Annotated in this window: 15 protein-coding genes and 1 tRNA gene; 4 read left to right on the top strand and 12 right to left on the bottom strand. The window is 71.3% G+C overall.

The window, feature by feature from the left end:
* Nucleotides 1-58 precede the first annotated feature (58 nt).
* A complete protein-coding gene (locus AB1046_RS09435) occupies nucleotides 59-1,198 on the top strand; it encodes a D-alanyl-D-alanine carboxypeptidase family protein (protein ID WP_369374618.1) in 1,140 nt (379 codons plus the stop codon).
* A 34-nt stretch (nucleotides 1,199-1,232) separates the two neighbouring features.
* On the opposite strand, the gene AB1046_RS09430 is transcribed toward AB1046_RS09435, so the two are convergent.
* From AB1046_RS09430 to AB1046_RS09420, 3 genes are read right to left on the bottom strand one after another with little or no spacing between them, the layout of a single operon-like run.
* Nucleotides 1,233-1,913, bottom strand: a complete 681-nt coding sequence (locus AB1046_RS09430; RefSeq protein WP_369374616.1) for a CE1759 family FMN reductase — start codon at nucleotides 1,911-1,913, stop codon at nucleotides 1,233-1,235.
* The gene (locus AB1046_RS09425) at nucleotides 1,910-2,350 is read right to left on the bottom strand and encodes a MarR family winged helix-turn-helix transcriptional regulator (protein WP_369374614.1); all 441 of its coding nucleotides are present in this window, start codon (nucleotides 2,348-2,350) and stop codon (nucleotides 1,910-1,912) included. Before AB1046_RS09425 ends, AB1046_RS09430 begins: the two co-directional genes overlap by 4 nt.
* A 2-nt stretch (nucleotides 2,351-2,352) precedes the next feature.
* On the bottom strand, nucleotides 2,353-3,540 hold the full coding sequence (locus AB1046_RS09420) for a CE1758 family FMN-dependent luciferase-like monooxygenase (RefSeq protein ID WP_369374612.1): 1,188 nt from the start codon (nucleotides 3,538-3,540) through the stop codon (nucleotides 2,353-2,355).
* A gap of 27 nt (nucleotides 3,541-3,567) precedes the next feature.
* On the opposite strand from AB1046_RS09420, the gene AB1046_RS09415 reads away from it, so the two are divergent.
* Nucleotides 3,568-3,756 carry a hypothetical protein gene (locus AB1046_RS09415; RefSeq protein ID WP_369374610.1) on the top strand — a complete coding sequence of 63 codons (189 nt, stop codon included), beginning with the start codon at nucleotides 3,568-3,570 and terminating at the stop codon, nucleotides 3,754-3,756.
* 8 nt (nucleotides 3,757-3,764) lie between these two features.
* Here the strand turns inward: AB1046_RS09415 and AB1046_RS09410 are convergent, their stop codons facing one another.
* Together AB1046_RS09410 and AB1046_RS09405 are read right to left on the bottom strand one after the other, a co-directional pair.
* Nucleotides 3,765-5,384, bottom strand: coding sequence for an FAD-binding oxidoreductase (locus AB1046_RS09410; RefSeq protein ID WP_369374608.1), 1,620 nt, complete (start codon nucleotides 5,382-5,384; stop codon nucleotides 3,765-3,767).
* Nucleotides 5,385-5,488: 104 nt separating this feature from the next.
* Nucleotides 5,489-5,565 (bottom strand) — tRNA-Ile (locus tag AB1046_RS09405).
* Between the two features lie 251 nt (nucleotides 5,566-5,816).
* On the opposite strand from AB1046_RS09405, the gene AB1046_RS09400 reads away from it, so the two are divergent.
* Both AB1046_RS09400 and AB1046_RS09395 read left to right on the top strand, forming a co-directional pair.
* Complete coding sequence (locus AB1046_RS09400) at nucleotides 5,817-6,710, top strand: DUF5819 family protein (protein WP_369374606.1); 894 nt, start codon at nucleotides 5,817-5,819, stop codon at nucleotides 6,708-6,710.
* Nucleotides 6,707-7,735, top strand: a complete 1,029-nt coding sequence (locus AB1046_RS09395) for an HTTM domain-containing protein (RefSeq protein ID WP_369374604.1) — start codon at nucleotides 6,707-6,709, stop codon at nucleotides 7,733-7,735. The genes AB1046_RS09400 and AB1046_RS09395 overlap by 4 nt, the downstream gene beginning before the upstream one ends.
* Nucleotide 7,736: 1 nt before the next feature.
* Here AB1046_RS09395 and AB1046_RS09390 read toward each other — a convergent pair whose 3' ends face one another.
* The 7 genes from AB1046_RS09390 to AB1046_RS09360 form a co-directional block, all read right to left on the bottom strand.
* Nucleotides 7,737-8,234, bottom strand: coding sequence for a DUF3145 domain-containing protein (locus AB1046_RS09390; RefSeq protein ID WP_369374602.1), 498 nt, complete (start codon nucleotides 8,232-8,234; stop codon nucleotides 7,737-7,739).
* A gap of 277 nt (nucleotides 8,235-8,511) precedes the next feature.
* On the bottom strand, nucleotides 8,512-8,997 hold the full coding sequence (def, locus tag AB1046_RS09385; RefSeq protein ID WP_369374600.1) for a peptide deformylase: 486 nt from the start codon (nucleotides 8,995-8,997) through the stop codon (nucleotides 8,512-8,514).
* A 96-nt stretch (nucleotides 8,998-9,093) separates the two neighbouring features.
* Nucleotides 9,094-10,338 (bottom strand): beta-ketoacyl-ACP synthase II, encoded by a 1,245-nt coding sequence (fabF, locus tag AB1046_RS09380; RefSeq protein WP_369374599.1) that lies wholly within the window; start codon nucleotides 10,336-10,338, stop codon nucleotides 9,094-9,096.
* Nucleotides 10,339-10,471: 133 nt separating this feature from the next.
* Nucleotides 10,472-10,720, bottom strand: a complete 249-nt coding sequence (locus AB1046_RS09375; protein WP_108493754.1) for an acyl carrier protein — start codon at nucleotides 10,718-10,720, stop codon at nucleotides 10,472-10,474.
* A gap of 92 nt (nucleotides 10,721-10,812) precedes the next feature.
* The gene (locus AB1046_RS09370) at nucleotides 10,813-11,814 is read right to left on the bottom strand and encodes a beta-ketoacyl-ACP synthase III (RefSeq protein ID WP_369374598.1); all 1,002 of its coding nucleotides are present in this window, start codon (nucleotides 11,812-11,814) and stop codon (nucleotides 10,813-10,815) included.
* Nucleotides 11,811-12,797, bottom strand: a complete 987-nt coding sequence (locus AB1046_RS09365) for an ACP S-malonyltransferase (protein ID WP_369374597.1) — start codon at nucleotides 12,795-12,797, stop codon at nucleotides 11,811-11,813. Before AB1046_RS09365 ends, AB1046_RS09370 begins: the two co-directional genes overlap by 4 nt.
* 140 nt (nucleotides 12,798-12,937) lie before the next feature.
* Complete coding sequence (locus AB1046_RS09360) at nucleotides 12,938-14,071, bottom strand: PucR family transcriptional regulator (RefSeq protein WP_369375641.1); 1,134 nt, start codon at nucleotides 14,069-14,071, stop codon at nucleotides 12,938-12,940.
* Between the last annotated feature and the right edge of the window lie 144 nt (nucleotides 14,072-14,215).

Genomic DNA, 14,215 nt, shown 5'->3' with positions numbered 1-14,215 from the left:
AGAGTTCACCCACCGCTCGTGCGACGCGCGCCCGCTGGGTGCCGTAGGTTCTGGCATCGTGACCTCCACGACCGCCGTTCCTGCCACTGATCCGCCCGGCATGCAGGCCGGCGGGTCCTCCGGCGGGACGGCACGGGAGCGGCGCGAGGCGAAGGTCCGCCGTCGGCGCACCATCCGTACGGTCGTCGTCGCGGCGGTGGTCGTTGTGCTCACGGTGACCGGAGGCGGGGCCGCCTGGTACCTCACCTCCGAGGTGGGCACGCTCAGGGCGCAGAGCACCACTGCCAAGGACCTGTTGACGACCTCCGACCGGAAGGTCGCCGACGAGGCGACACGTGCCGCCCTCTCGGCGCAGATCAGCACCGTCGACCAGCTGCTGGCCCAGCCGTTCTACACCCGGTTCCCCACCGAGACGGTCGACGCGCGGCAGCCCCTCGCGGCGGCGTCGGACGCCGTCCGGGGCTCCATGGTCGAATTCGCCCGCAACGCGGTGACCACGGGCCGCCGGGGCTTGGCGGCCGCCGACGCCCGCGGGCAGAAGATCTTCACGGCGACGGAGGGCAAGGGGGTCGCCGACGCAATCCGCTCCAACCTGCGGTCCGCCCTGGACACGTCGGCCGCGGTCGACGAGGCCACGAGCGACGTCGTCGCAAGCGAGAACCTGGCGGAGCTGGAGAAGGCCGTGCTCGACATGAGGACGAGCATCTCGACCCTGACCGTGTCGACCGACGCGCTGTCGGAGGCGCAGGACGCTGTGACCTGCCCAGCGCCCGACCAGGTGTGGGACCCGGACAGCGGCGTCCTGCCGAGCTCGGCGCTGGTGGCGATCCCGTGGGCGCCCAAACACTTCGTGCGCGCCGACGTGCTCGACGGGCTGGTCGAGCTCGACGCCGCCTATCAGCAGGCCTTCGGCGAGCACCTGACGATCAACTCGGCGTACCGCACCCTTGTGGAGCAGAAGGCGCTGTACGACCCGGCGTCGGCCACCGCGGCGGCGCCCGGCTGCTCTACCCACGGCCTGGGGCTCGCGGTCGACATCGGCGGCGGTGTGCAGGCGTTCGGCACCGAGCAGTACAACTGGCTCAAGGCGAACGCGAGCACCTACGGCTGGGCCCACCCGACGTGGGCCGAGCCGAATGGGCGCGTGCCGGAGCCGTGGCACTGGCAGTCCGTGCTCGCGCCTGCGAACGCCGCCTGACTCCGGGTGGCTCGACATCGGCCTCGGTCTCGGGTCAGGACCGCCCCCCGGCGGCGAGCCGCATGAGGTCGGTGGTGAAGTCGACGTCGGCGGCCGATCGCTCGGCTCGCGTCGCGTTCCCGGAGAACTGGTGCTGGTACCCGTCCCAGGCGCCGTCGGCGATCTCCCGCCCGACGCCGCTGCGCAGCAGCAGCGCGAGCTCGGTGGCCGCACGTGCGATCCGCCTGCCGAGGTCGGGGGAGCCCCAGTCCTCCGGTGTGGCGTACACGGAGGTCGGCACGGGGATGGCGCGCAGGAAGGCGAAGAGCGGGCGCAGCTGCTCGTCGGGAACCATCGCGTGCCGGGCGCTGCCGCCGGTGGCGGCGAGGACCACGGGCTTGGCGACGAGCAGGTCGTTGTCGAGGACATCGGCGAACGACTTGAACAGGCCGCTGATCCCGGCCTTGTAGACCGGTGTGCTGGCGATCACGGCGTCCGCGGCCGCTAGCCGTTCGATGACCCGGCGCAGGTCGTCGCCGGGGAAGCCCGACACGATCGCCCGGGCGACGTCGACCGCGAGCGGGCCGAGGTCGATGACGCTCGCGGCCGCGGGTGTCCCGGCGTCCTGCAGCGTGTCGAGCGTCTTCTGCGTGATGCGGTCGGCGAGGAGCCGGGTCGACGACGGCTCGCTCACGCCGGCGCTGATCACCACGAGGCTGAGGGGGGTGGTGCTCATGGGTTGCTCCTTTCGAGCAGTGCGGTGGTGAGCTCCCGGAGGGTCTCGAGCTGCGTCCGGTCGAGCGTGCGGGTCATGGCGCGCGCGACGTGCCGGGCGTGCGCCGCGCCCACCCGGCGCTGGACGGCGACGCCGTCCTCGGTGAGCCGCAGGCGGCAGGCGCGGCGGTCGTCGGGGTCGTCCTCGCGGGCGATGAGCTCACGCCGCTCAAGACGGGCTACCAGGCGGGAGACACCCGCCTGGGTCAGGAGCACGTCGTTCATCAGGTCGGTGATGCGCAGGCCGTCCGGGGCCGTGGAAAGGGCATAGAGCACGCCGTACTCCCGGGGCAGCAGGTCGCCCCAGATGTCGGCGTCCTCGAACTCGCGGGCGATGGTGGCCTGGGCGCGGAAGAGCGCCTCCCAGGCCTCGTTGGCCAGCCGCAAGTCGCCGGCCATCGTCACACCGCCGCCGGGAAACGGGCCTGGAAGGCCGAGTCGCTGTCCTGGTAGGGCGACGGCCCCGAGAGGTTGTCGCCGCGGTTCGGGTTCGGTCGCGGCTGGCGCGGCTCGGCGTCGCCGTACTTGGCGGTGACGAGGCTCGTGTGCGTGGGCGCGTCGGGGACGCCGGGCGCCCGGCGGGAGGCCATCTCCTTACGCAGCACCGGGACGACCTCGGTGCCCAGCAGCTCCACCTGTTCGAGCGCCATCTCGACGGGCAGCGCGAGGCCGTCCATGGCGAACAGCTGGCGCTGGTAGTCGCCGAAGCCCTCCTGGAAGGTCATCGTCTTGTCGATGATCTCCTGCGGGCTGCCGACGCTCAGCGGGGTGTCCCGCATGTAGTCGTCGAGCTTCATCCCGCGGAACAGCGGGTAGTTCTCGAAGTACGGGCGGAACGTGTTCACCGCGTCCTGGGAGCGCTTCGCGATGAAGGCCTGGCCGCCGAGCCCCACGATCGCCTGGTCGGCGCTGCCGTGGCCGTAGTGCTCGAACCGCTGCCGGTAGAAGTCGACGAGCGGCTTGAAGTGGAAGTTGGGCGCCAGGACGTGGTTCGCGAAGTAGCCGTTGCCGTAATAGGCCGCCTGCTCCGCGATCTCGGGGGTGCGGATCGAGCCGTGCCAGACGAACGGCGGCACGTCGTCCAGCGGGCGGGGCGTGGAGGTGAAGCCCTGCAGCGCCGTGCGGAACTGGCCCTCCCAGTCGACGACGTCCTCGCGCCAGAGCTGGTGCAGCAGGTTGTAGTTCTCCAGCGCGAGCGCCACGCCGTCGCGGATGCTCTTGCCGAACCACGGGTAGACCGGCGCGGTGTTCCCACGGCCGACCATGAGGTCGAGCCGGCCCTTGGCGACGTGCTGGAGCATCGCGTAGTCCTCGGCGATCTTCACCGGGTCGTTGGTGGTCATGAGCGTGACCGACGTGCTCAGCACGATGTTCTTCGTCAGCGCCGCGATGTGGCCCAGCAGGGTGGTCGGGGACGACGGGATGAACGGCGGGTTGTGGTGCTCGCCCAGTGCGAAGACGTCCAGGCCGACCTCGTCGGCGCGCTGTGCGATGCGCACGAGGTTGCTGATGCGCTCTGCCTCGCTCTGGGTGTAGCCGGTGACCGGGTCGGGGGCGATGTCGCCGACCGTGAAGATTCCGAACTGCATGGGTTTGCCTTTCGCGAGATCCTTCGGATGCATGACTGGTTATGTATCTGTCAACAGCATGACCAGTCATGTATTCCCGATCGGCCGGCGACGGAGGACGGCGAATGGTCCAAGGCAGCGACGATCCGCGACCCGTTCGGCGCCGAGCTCGTCCTGTCGCAGTTCGACCCGCCGGAGGAGTTCCTCAAGGCCGAGGCAGAGGCCGGGAAGGATTGATCCCGCGGTCAGGAGAACCGCGTGTAGAAGGCGTTGCGGAACAGCTCCTCAGGGTCGTGCTGCCGCTTCAGCGCGAAGAACTCGTCGAGGGTCGGGTACGCCTGCGCCACCTGCTCGCGCGTGTAGTGCGGCTGGTACGGCAGGTAGAACGTGCCCCCGTGCTCCAGGGCGAGCGCCACCAGCTGCCGTGTCAGCCCCGCCATGTCGGCGTTCCCGGCGTCGGACAGGTCCTGGCTGAGATACAGGACCACCGACAGCCGGTCGCCCTGCGCGTACGACAGCAAGACCTCGTCACGGTGCACCACCCGGACGGACGCGCTCAGCAGCTCGGCGTCGTGCTCACGCAGCACGGGCGCCGCGGCTTCGAGGAACTCGCCGAGCCGGTCCGGCTCCACGAAGTACTCGTGCAGGACGTCGGTCCGGTCCGGCAGCTTGTGGTTGAGGAGCCCGAGACCGTTGTACGTGGCCTGGGTCCGGGCCACCAGGCAGGCCTCGGCGTCGCGTAGCGCCGCGTTGCGCGAGGTGGCGCAGGGCTGGAAGCTCGGTAGCACGTGCTTCTGCGCGGCCCAGCGCACCTCCTGGAAGACGCCGCCGTGCCTGGCGAGGTTGAGTGCGAACCGTCCCACACGGGAGTTCTGCGTGTCCTTCAGCGGCGGGATCGGCTCGGCGACATCCCCGGGCGTCCCTCCGGTGTCGCTGTACGTGTAGAGGATGGCCTCGGAGAGGAAGGACGACGGTGCCGTGGACAGGTGGGCGTACATCAGGCGGGCGTCCTCGTCGGGCACGACCTCCTCGAGGTAGGTCCGCGCGAGGTCCCCGCTCGGGATCACGCGCTGCTCCAGCTGGTACATGGTGTCCTGCACGGTCTCCAGCTCGACCTCGGTGATCACTCCGAACAACCCGTAGCCGCCGATCACCGCGCCGAACAGCTCCGGGTCGCTTGCTCGGTCGATGTCGCGGACCGTGCCGTCCGCGGTGACGAGCCGCAGGGACCGGACGGTCCCCGCGAGCGAACCGCGCCGGAAGTCGACCCCGTGCGCGTTCACCGACACGGTCCCGCCCACACTGAGGATGTCGATGCTCGGCATCGCGGTGACGGCCCGGCCCTCGGCATGCAGCGTCTCGAGCACACTGCGCCACGTGGCACCTGCTCCCACCCGCACCGTGCCGGCTTCCGCGTCCACGGTCACGGCGTCGAGCCCTCGCATGTCGAGCACGAGGCCGCCCGGGTAGGACGCCTGCCCGCCCATCGCGTGCCGTGTCCCCGACACGGATACCGCCAGGTCGTTCTCCCGCGCGTACGCGACCGCCTGGACGACGTCGTCCTCGCTGCCGGGGCGTGCGACGCCGTGCACGGGGACCTCGTTCAGGCAGCTCGCGTCGTTCACGACACCGCCGATCTGGGTCAGGCCCGGGGCGGTGTGCGGCAACGGCGGCATGGCGGGGACGGTGCCCGTGGTCCCGAACGCGACGGGACGCACCTCGGCGGTGCACTCGCGAGGTCCCGCCGGTGCGGAGGAGTACCGGTCCCCCGCGGCGAGGCCGACGGTGAGGACAAGAGCCAGGGTGGCGCCCAGGACCCATCGCCGCGCCCGGTGTGCCCGGCGTGCCGGGGCTGGTCTGGCCATGGGAACTCTCCTCCGTCAGCATGCGGGGCGGCGGTGTCCGTCACCGTGGACATGGCTGTCCTCCGGTGCCAAAGAGGCCCGGAATCGGCGGGATTCCGGGCCTCTGGTGCCCCGTACAGGACTTGAACCTGTGACCGAGAGATTATGAGTCTCCTGCTCTGACCAACTGAGCTAACGGGGCCTGCAGCACGAAGCCGCGGTGAGGATCTTACTGCCTCGCGCCGGGAATCCAGGTGCCGGCCACGCGCCCGGCGCCGCAGGGCGAACCGGAAATGTCCTGACGCCGTGCTCGCCGCCCAGTCCGACCTCGTCGAGGTCGTGGCCCGCCTGCGGACGGTGCTCTGCGTCAAGGGCTGATCGTCGCTGTCGGCCTCGACCGGGACAGTTGCGGCGGGCTGGAACGAAGCGGGCGGCTCTGGCACCCTGTGCGCGGTGAGCAGCGCACAGGGTGAGGGAGTCGCCCGCCGATCCCCGGTGGGCTCGCCGGAGGGGTCGCCCGGCGACCTCCCGGCCGTCTCCCCGCGCGTCCGGGCACTGGTCAGCACGGTCTGGGCGCTCCTGCTCGTGCACTTCGTGGCTACTTTCCTCTGGGCGGCGCCGACCCAATGGACCGGCCGGCCCGACGACGATTCGAGCGCCGATACACCAGCCACCGGCGTAGACCTCGCGGTGCAGACCTATATGAACCCGGTCTTCGCGCAGAACTGGTCGATCTTCGCGCCCTCGCCCCTGCACGTGGAGTACGCGCTGCGCGTGCGCGGCGTCTACGCGGACGGGACCGACGGCGTCCTGGTCCCCGGCCCCTGGATCGACACGACGGCGGTCGAGGTCCGCGCGCTGACCGGCCACATCCTCCCCGCCGCGACCGAGCGGCCGTCCCGCCGGCTCGCCTCCGAGACCCGGACGGCCTACCTGGCGCTGCCCGAGGCGGGCCGCGCGATCGTCCTGAGGTCGCCGCTGAGCGCCCCGGACCAGCCGGCCGCGGCGTCCGACCCCTGGCCCACCCTGCGGACAGTGCTGCTCGACGAGGGCGTGGCCCCCGCCGTCGTCGACGACTACCTTGTCAACGACCGTGCCCTGGTCGCCTACGCGACCCAGGTACTCCGGGCCGACGCCGGCGCGGCCGGGGTCCCCGTGTTCGTCCAGGTCAGCATCGTGCGCCACGAGGTCACGCCGTACGGGACCGGTGAACGACCCGCGCCGACGGAGCTCACCCTCGGCGCCCGGCCGCCCGAGGTCGTCCCCGGCCAGGACGACGCCGCGTTCCGCACCACCTGGGACGCACTGCAGCGCACAACTCCGGCAACCGGCGGGGGTGCAGGGTGAGGCGCGCAGCGGCCCCGCGGACGGACCGTTCGCCGACGAAGCTGCTGGTCTCCGCGCTGGACTCCGGTGTGCGCTGGATGACTCGCTCCGCGCACGCGACGTACGGCGTCGCGCTGATGCGCATCGCGTTCGGTGTGGGCATCGGCGGATACGTGGCGGTGAACTTCCCGGCGCGGCACGCCCTGTGGGGTGGGGGAGCCCGGTGGACGACGCCGCTCGGCGGGCACGCGCTCGCCAGCGGCCCGCTGCTCACTGCGGGGCTCGTGGCGCTGCTCCTGGTGGCCGCCCTGGTGGCGCTCGGCTGGCGCGCGCGCTGGACCGTGCCGCTGCTCCTGCTCGGCTGGTCGGGGCTGACGGCGATCAACCCGGTGATCGCCGACCAGGGGGAGAACATCTCGCGGATCCTGCTGATCTACCTCTGCTTCGCGGACACCTCCGCGCGCTGGTCCCTGGACGCGCGACGTCGGGGGAGTGGGCCCGGCGCTGCGCCGTCGTCGGCACGCGCCCACGCACCCACGCAGGCACCGCCACGTTCCGAACGCACGCAGGTGCTTAACCTGGTCCACAACGCCGCCGTGCTGGCGGTAGGCGCGCAGATCTGCCTTGCATACGTGCTGGCGGGGCTGTTCAAGCTGCAGGGAGCCGAGTGGCGCGACGGGTCGGCGGTCTACTACCCGCTGATGCTGCCGCAGTTCCGGCCGTGGCCCCCGCTGGCCGACCTGGTCGCGGGCACCGGGTGGCTCGTGGTCGCGGTGACCTGGGGGACGCTCGCGCTGCAGCTCACCTTCCCGCTCCTGCTGCTGCAGCGACACCTGCGGACGGCGGCCGTGGCCGGCGCCCTCCTCATGCACGCGGCCATCGCCGTCCTCATGGGCCTACCGTTCTTCTCGCTCTTCATGATGGCGGGAGACGCCATCTTCCTCGGCACCGCACCTATCACCAACTGGTCAGCGAGCAGACGAGAACGGGGTTGTGTTCGTCAGGAGGCTCCTGACGAACACAACCCCGTTCTCGTCGACCCGTAGATCAGCCGACCTGGTGGAGCCAGCGGACCGGGGCGCCCAGGCCCGCGTAGCGGAACGGCTCCAGCTCGTCGTCCCACGCCGCGCCCAGCGCCAGGTCGAGTGCGTCCCGCATGGCACGCGGGTCGGCGAGCTCGATGGCGGCGCGGACGCGGTCCTCCTGGACCACGACGTTGCCGTGCACGTCTGTCATGGCGTGGAAGATGCCGAGGTCCGGAGTGTGCGACCAGCGGGCGCCGTCGGCCCCGTTGCTCGCGTCCTCGGTGACCTCGTACCGCAGGTGAGACCAGCCGCGCAGCGCGGAGGCCAGCTTTGCGCCCGTGCCCTGCTGACCCTGCCACGAGTACTCGGCACGGTAGAGGCCACGCCCGGCTGGCTGCGCGGTCCAGTCCATGGAAACGCGCACACCTAGGACGTTCCCCGCGGCCCACTCGATGTGGGGGCACAGGGCACGAGGCGCGGAATGCACAAAAAGCACACCCCGCGTGATGACACCGGCCATGTCTTCCTCCCTGGGTCGAGGTACGTCTTCCCCTACGTCCTCACCAGGGCGGTGACGCTGTGGTCGGTAACACAGCGGTGCTTCGGACCACATCCTGCCTGATCCGACGACGAGATGCGAGGCGAAACCGCGCGCGAGCATCGAAATAATCACCACGTACGACAAGTACGTGCGGCACATTCTTGCCTAAAAGGGAGCAGTAACACTAGTGCCCCATAGGAGATTCTTGAGATTCATCCCACAGGGGCGATGTGTACTAAACGGGCGGTGCCGACCCTCACAGGCGCGCGCGAAGCTCCCGCATCGCCGCGCGGCGCGCATCCTTCTGGAGGCGGTCCAGGTAGACCATGCCGTCGAGGTGGTCGCACTCGTGCTGGAGGCAGCGGGCCATGATCCCGGTGCCCTCCACGGTGATCGGCTCGCCGTCGAGGTCGATGCCCTCGACCCGGGCGTAGTTGGCGCGCACGGTGGGGTACCAGAGGTTGGGCACGGAGAGGCAGCCTTCTCCGCCGTCCTGCAGCTCCTCGCCCAGCTCGACGATGCGCGGGTTGATCACGTAGCCGATCTCGCCCTCGATGTTCCACGAGAAAGCCCGCAGGGAGACGCCGATCTGGTTGGCGGCCAGCCCGGCGCGCCCCTCGTCGTCGACCGTCTCGACCAGGTCGGCGACCAGACCGCGGACGCGGTCGTCGATGGTCGTCACGGTGTCGCACGGGGTGCGCAGCACAGGGTCGGGAACCACACGGATCTCACGCATAACCATGCCTACATTCTCCCATGTCAGAAGGAGGGGGTGCGGGCGCGACAAGCCCACACTTCGTCATATCCCTGGCAAGGGGGCCGCCGACGGCGGCAGGGTTCAGCTGTTCTGGACGACCAACGCTACGTTGTGACCGCCGAAGCCGAACGAGTTGTTGATCGCGGCGACGTCGCCGCCGGCGAGCTTCGAGGGCTCGTTGCGCACGAGCGGCACCTGCAGCTCGGGGTCCGGGTTGTCCACGTTGATCGTGGGCGGGGCGAGCCGCTCGGAGATCGCTTTGACGGTGAACAGGGACTCGAGGGCGCCCGCGCCGCCGAGCAGGTGGCCGGTCATGGACTTGGTCGCCGAGAGCTGCACGTGGTCGGCGTCGGAGCCCAGGAGGTTCCGGATGGCGCGCGTCTCGGTCAGGTCCCCCACCTTGGTCGAGGTGGCGTGCGCGTTGATGTGCACAACGTCGGCGGCGGTGATGCCGGCGTCCTCGATCGCGAACCGCATGGCGGCCATCTGGCCGGTGCCCTCGGGGTCGGGGGAGGTGATGTGGTAGGCGTCCGACGACAGGCCGACACCAGTGATCTTCGCGTAGACGCGGGCGCCACGGGCGGCCGCGTGCTCGGCGCTCTCCAGCACCAGGACCGCGGCACCCTCGCCGAGGACAAAGCCGTCCCGGTCGATGTCGTACGGCCGGGAGGCGCGCTGCGGGTCGTCGTTGCGCAGCGAGAGCGTGCGCGACGCCGCGAACGCGCCGAGCGGCATGGGGTGGATCGACGCCTCGGTGCCACCGGCGACGACGACGTCGGCCCGGCCGTTCCGGATCATCTCCACCGCGTACCCGACGGCCTCCGCGCCCGAGGCGCACGCCGACACCTGCGCGTGCGTGCCCGCGCGGGCACCGAACTCGAGGGACACGTACGCCGAAGGCGAGTTCGGCATGAGCATGGGGACGGTCATCGGCAGCATCCGCCGGGCGCCGCGCTCCCGGAGCGTGTCCCAGCCGTCCAGGATGGTCTGGATGCCGCCGATGCCGGAGGACACCACGGCGCCGAGGCGGGCGCCGTCGACCTCGGGGCTGCCGGCGTCGGCCCAGGCCTCGCGCGCCGCGACGACCGCGTACTGCGCGGACGGGTCCATGCGCTTGGTCTCGGGCCGGGAGAGCACCTCGGCCGGGTTCACCTTGATGGTGGCGGCAAACTCCACGGGCAGCCCGTACTTCTCCGCCCAGTCGTTCTCGAGCGTGCGTGCTCCCGATTCGCCTGCGAGGGCGGCCTCCCACGTGGATGCCACGTCCCCGCCGAGGGGTGTGGTGGCGCCGAGGCCGGTGACGACGACTTCGCGTGCGGAGGTCATGATGATGCTCCCGGGGATGGTGGGACGAAGGGGGCAGATGCGAAAGGTTGCTGCCTCGTGGGCAGTGAGTGCCCGACGGCGGCGCGGGGCCTGTGGATCACAAGGGGCCGCGCGACCGCCGTCGGGGGGCGGCTCAGGCCTGGGCGCCCTTGATGAAGCTCACGGCGTCGCCGACGGTCGCGAGGTTCTTGACCTCCTCGTCCGGGATACGAACCCCGAACTTGTCCTCGGCGTGCGTGACGATGGTCATCATCGACAGGGAGTCGATGTCGAGGTCGTCCGTGAAGGACTTCTCGAGCAGGACGTCGGCCGTGTCGAGGCCCGTCTCCTCGGCAACGATCTCGGCGAGGCCCTCGAGGATCTCCTGGTCCGTGTTGGCCATGGGACTTCCTTATCTTTCGTAACGGTCACCGGCGCCGTCGGGCACCGGAGTCTTGCTGGTCAGATCTTGCCGCATGCCACGGGCGGCAACGGTCACGGCAGCACCACTACCTGCGCGGCATACACGAGGCCGGCGCCGAACCCGATCTGGAGGGCGAGGTCGCCGGACTTGGCCTGTCCCTCGGACAGGAGCCGGTCGGCGGCCAGCGGGATCGACGCGGCGGACGTGTTGCCGGTCTCGGCGATGTCGCGCGCGATCACCACCGTATCCGGCAGACCGAGCTGCTTCTTCATCTGGTCGATGATTCGCATGTTCGCCTGGTGCGGGATGAAGACCTGGATGTCCTGTGCGGTCACGCCGGCCTCGGCCATGGCCTTCTCCGCGACGGGCGCCATCTGGAAGCTCGCCCACTTGAACACCGTGGGGCCGTCCTGGCGCAGCGTGGGCCAGCCCAGCGAGGGGTCCGCGCGCAGCTCGGTCCACGAGTGCGTCTGGCGGATCGCCGTCGCCTTGGAGCCGTCCGAGCCCCACACCGTGGGGCCGATGCCCGGCGTGTCCGACGGGCCGACGATCGCGGCGCCCGCGCCGTCGCCCAGCAGGAACGAGATGGAGCGGTCGGTCGGGTCGATGATCTCGCTGAGCTTCTCGGCGCCGATCACCAGCACGTGCCGGGCCAGGCCCGAGCGCACCAGGGCGTCCGCCTGGCCGATGCCGTACGCGTAGCCGGCGCAGGCCGCCGACACGTCGTAGGCCGCGGCCGGCGTCGCGCCGATGCGGTCGGCCAGCATCGCGGCTCCCGACGGCGTCATGTGCATGTGCGTGATCGTCGAGAGGATGATCGCGTCGATGTCGGCACCGGTGAGGCCCGCGGCCTCCAGCGCCTTGTTCGAGGCGGCCTCGGCCAGGTCGAGCACGTCCTTGTCTGCCCCGGCCCGACGGCGGGTGATGATGCCGGTGCGCTGGCGGATCCACTCGTCGGAGGAGTCGATGGGACCCGCGATGTCGTCGTTCGTCACGACGAGCTCCCCGCGTTCCGCGCCGATGGCGAGGATCCGGGAGAACTGCGTGGGCTGGGCCTGCTGCAACTTGGTCACTGGGCTGCTCCGTTCGCGCTCGTGCCGCTGGAAAGGACAGTGCTGTGGGCTGCTATCAGCTCGCGAGCCGCGTCGAGGTCCGCGGGCGACTTGACCGCCAGCGTCTCGACACCCTTGAGGCCGCGCTTGGCGAGCCCCGTCAGGACGCCCCCGGGGGCGAGCTCGACCAGGCCGGTGACGCCGCGCTCCGCGAGGTTCGCCATGATCAGGTCCCAGCGCACCGGCGCCGTGACCTGGCGTGCCAGGTTGGTCAGCACGTCCGCGCCGGTGCCGTGGCCGTGGGCGCCGCCGGTATAGGCGGTCCCGTCGAGATCGGCGAGGAAGGGCAGGGTCGGGTCGGCGGCGGCCCAGCCGAGGGCCACCGGCTCGAACTCGGCGCGGGCCGCGTCCATGAACGGGGTGTGGAACGCGCCGGCGACCTGCAGCGGGATCACGCGGGCCCGGGTCGGCGGGTTCTCGGTCAGCTTGGCGAGGTTCTCCAACGCGCCGGCCGCTACCGTCTGGCCCGCGCCGTTGACGTTGGCGGGCCACAGGCCCGCGGCCTCGATGGCGGCCAGCACCTCGTCCGGGTCGCCGCCCACCACGGCGCTCATGCCCGACGGCGCTGCCGCCGCGGCGGTGGCCATCGCCCGGGCGCGGCGTGCGACCAGGCCGGCCGCACCGTCGTCGGACAGTGCGCCTGCGACCGCGGCCGCCGACAGCTCGCCGACGGAGTGACCTGCGGTGACGTCGATGACATCGGCGGCGGCGCGGCCGTCCAGCAGGGCGCGCAGCGCGAGCAGCGAGGTGGCGACGATCAGCGGCTGGGCCACCGCCGTGTCGCGGATCGTGTCCGCGTCCGACGTCGTGCCGTGCGCCACCAGATCCAGGTTCGAGGCCTCGGATGCTGCAACGAGGCGTTGTTCGGTTCCGGGCAGCTCCAGCCAGTCGCTGAGCATCCCGGGGGTCTGAGAGCCCTGTCCAGGGCAGACGACGGCGAGCACGCGTCCACTCTGCCAACCCGTTGGGCTCCCAGGACGTCGCGACCCGTACCAACCTCATCCAGGCGCCTTGTGGGGAACCTACAAGGCGCCGACCTCGCTAAAGATCCGTGTGACGCACGTCTCCTTGCTGGCCTCTGCCGCTAGCCCCTGCCGAGCTGGCCCAGCGCCAGCGCCACCTGCAGCACAAACGACTCCCGGGCGTCCAGCGGGTCCCAGCCCGTGATCTCCGAGACCTTGCGCAGGCGGTAGCGCACCGTGTTGGGGTGAACGTACAGATGGCGCGCGGCGGCCTCCAGGGAGCGGCCGGTGCCGAGGTAGGCCGACAGGGTCTCCAGCACGGCCCCGCCGGCGTCCTGCAGCGGGGTGAACGCCTGGGCGATCAGCGTGGCGCGGGCCGTGTAGTCGCCGGTCAGGACGCGCTCGGGCAGCAGGTCGTCCGCCATGACCGGGCGCGGTGCCTGGGGCCAGGCCGGGGCTGCCGTGAGGCCGGCGAGCGCGGACCGGGCGGACCGCGCGGCGTCGGTCAGGCTCGGCACCTGGGTGCCGATGACGACCGGGCCGGAGCCGAAGCGCGACAGGAGGGAGGTCGCGGCGGACACGAGGTCGCCCTCTCCGCCGAGCACCAGCACCAGGCGGTCGCCGTGGATGCCGACCAGCGCGTCGCCCGCGGCGCGCCTGGCGACCCGGCGGATCTCGGCGGTGCGGATCTCGTCGAGGCCGTCGGTCGCGAGCCCGACGACGACGAGCGCGTTGCCCCGGCCGCTCCAGCCGAGCGCGGAGATGCGGGAGCGCAGCGAGTCGTCGCCGTCGCCGCGCACGAGGGCGTCGACCACCAGCGCTTCGAGGCGGGCGTCCCACGCGCCGCGCCACTCGGCGGCCCGGGCGTAGACCTCCGCGGCGGAGAACGCGACCTCGCGGGAGTAGCGCAGCACTGCCTCGCGCAGGTCGCGCTCGCTGCCGGGCGCGGCGATCCGGTCGGAGTGCGTCTCGACGACATCGACCACCACGCGTACGAGCTGCAGGGTGTGCTGCAGCGAGATGGAGCGGGTCAGCTCGGTGGGCGCCGCGGCGAAGATCTCGCTGACGCCGTGCGGCGGCCGGTTGGGATCCGTGAACCAGGAGGTGAACGCGTTGATACCGGCCTGGGCGACGAGGCCCACGTACGAGCGGTCCTCCGCCGGCAGGTCGCGGTACCAGTTCAGGTCCTCGTCGAGGCGGCGCATCGCGGCGGCGGTCAGGAGGCCGCTGGCCTCGCGGACCCGCTGGAGGTTCATCGGGAAACCGGCGGGGTCGAGGGCCGGGTCGGCCTCCCGGTCGGTCTCTTTGGCGCTGGCTCGAGCGGCCCGTCGCGTTGGTGGCACACCGGCAGCATACGAGCCCGAGTTGTGGAGAGTCCACAAACGGACTTTCGAGGCAGC

The organism is Promicromonospora sp. Populi, from assembly GCF_041081105.1.
Lineage (GTDB): Bacteria > Actinomycetota > Actinomycetes > Actinomycetales > Cellulomonadaceae > Promicromonospora.
This window is presented reverse-complemented; position numbering and strand designations above follow the sequence as displayed.

Excerpts from the sequence above, each read along its gene's own strand:
- AB1046_RS09430 (WP_369374616.1), bottom strand. The coding sequence starts at position 1,913 with ATGAGCACCACCCCCCTCAGCCTCGTGGTGATCAGCGCCGGCGTGAGC.
- AB1046_RS09425 (WP_369374614.1), bottom strand. The coding sequence starts at position 2,350 with ATGGCCGGCGACTTGCGGCTGGCCAACGAGGCCTGGGAGGCGCTCTTC.
- AB1046_RS09420 (WP_369374612.1), bottom strand. The coding sequence starts at position 3,540 with ATGCAGTTCGGAATCTTCACGGTCGGCGACATCGCCCCCGACCCGGTC.
- AB1046_RS09415 (WP_369374610.1), top strand. The coding sequence starts at position 3,568 with ATGCATGACTGGTTATGTATCTGTCAACAGCATGACCAGTCATGTATT.
- AB1046_RS09410 (WP_369374608.1), bottom strand. The coding sequence starts at position 5,384 with ATGGCCAGACCAGCCCCGGCACGCCGGGCACACCGGGCGCGGCGATGG.
- AB1046_RS09390 (WP_369374602.1), bottom strand. The coding sequence starts at position 8,234 with ATGGCCGGTGTCATCACGCGGGGTGTGCTTTTTGTGCATTCCGCGCCT.
- def (WP_369374600.1), bottom strand. The coding sequence starts at position 8,997 with ATGGTTATGCGTGAGATCCGTGTGGTTCCCGACCCTGTGCTGCGCACC.
- fabF (WP_369374599.1), bottom strand. The coding sequence starts at position 10,338 with ATGACCTCCGCACGCGAAGTCGTCGTCACCGGCCTCGGCGCCACCACA.
- AB1046_RS09375 (WP_108493754.1), bottom strand. The coding sequence starts at position 10,720 with ATGGCCAACACGGACCAGGAGATCCTCGAGGGCCTCGCCGAGATCGTT.
- AB1046_RS09360 (WP_369375641.1), bottom strand. The coding sequence starts at position 14,071 with ATGAACCTCCAGCGGGTCCGCGAGGCCAGCGGCCTCCTGACCGCCGCC.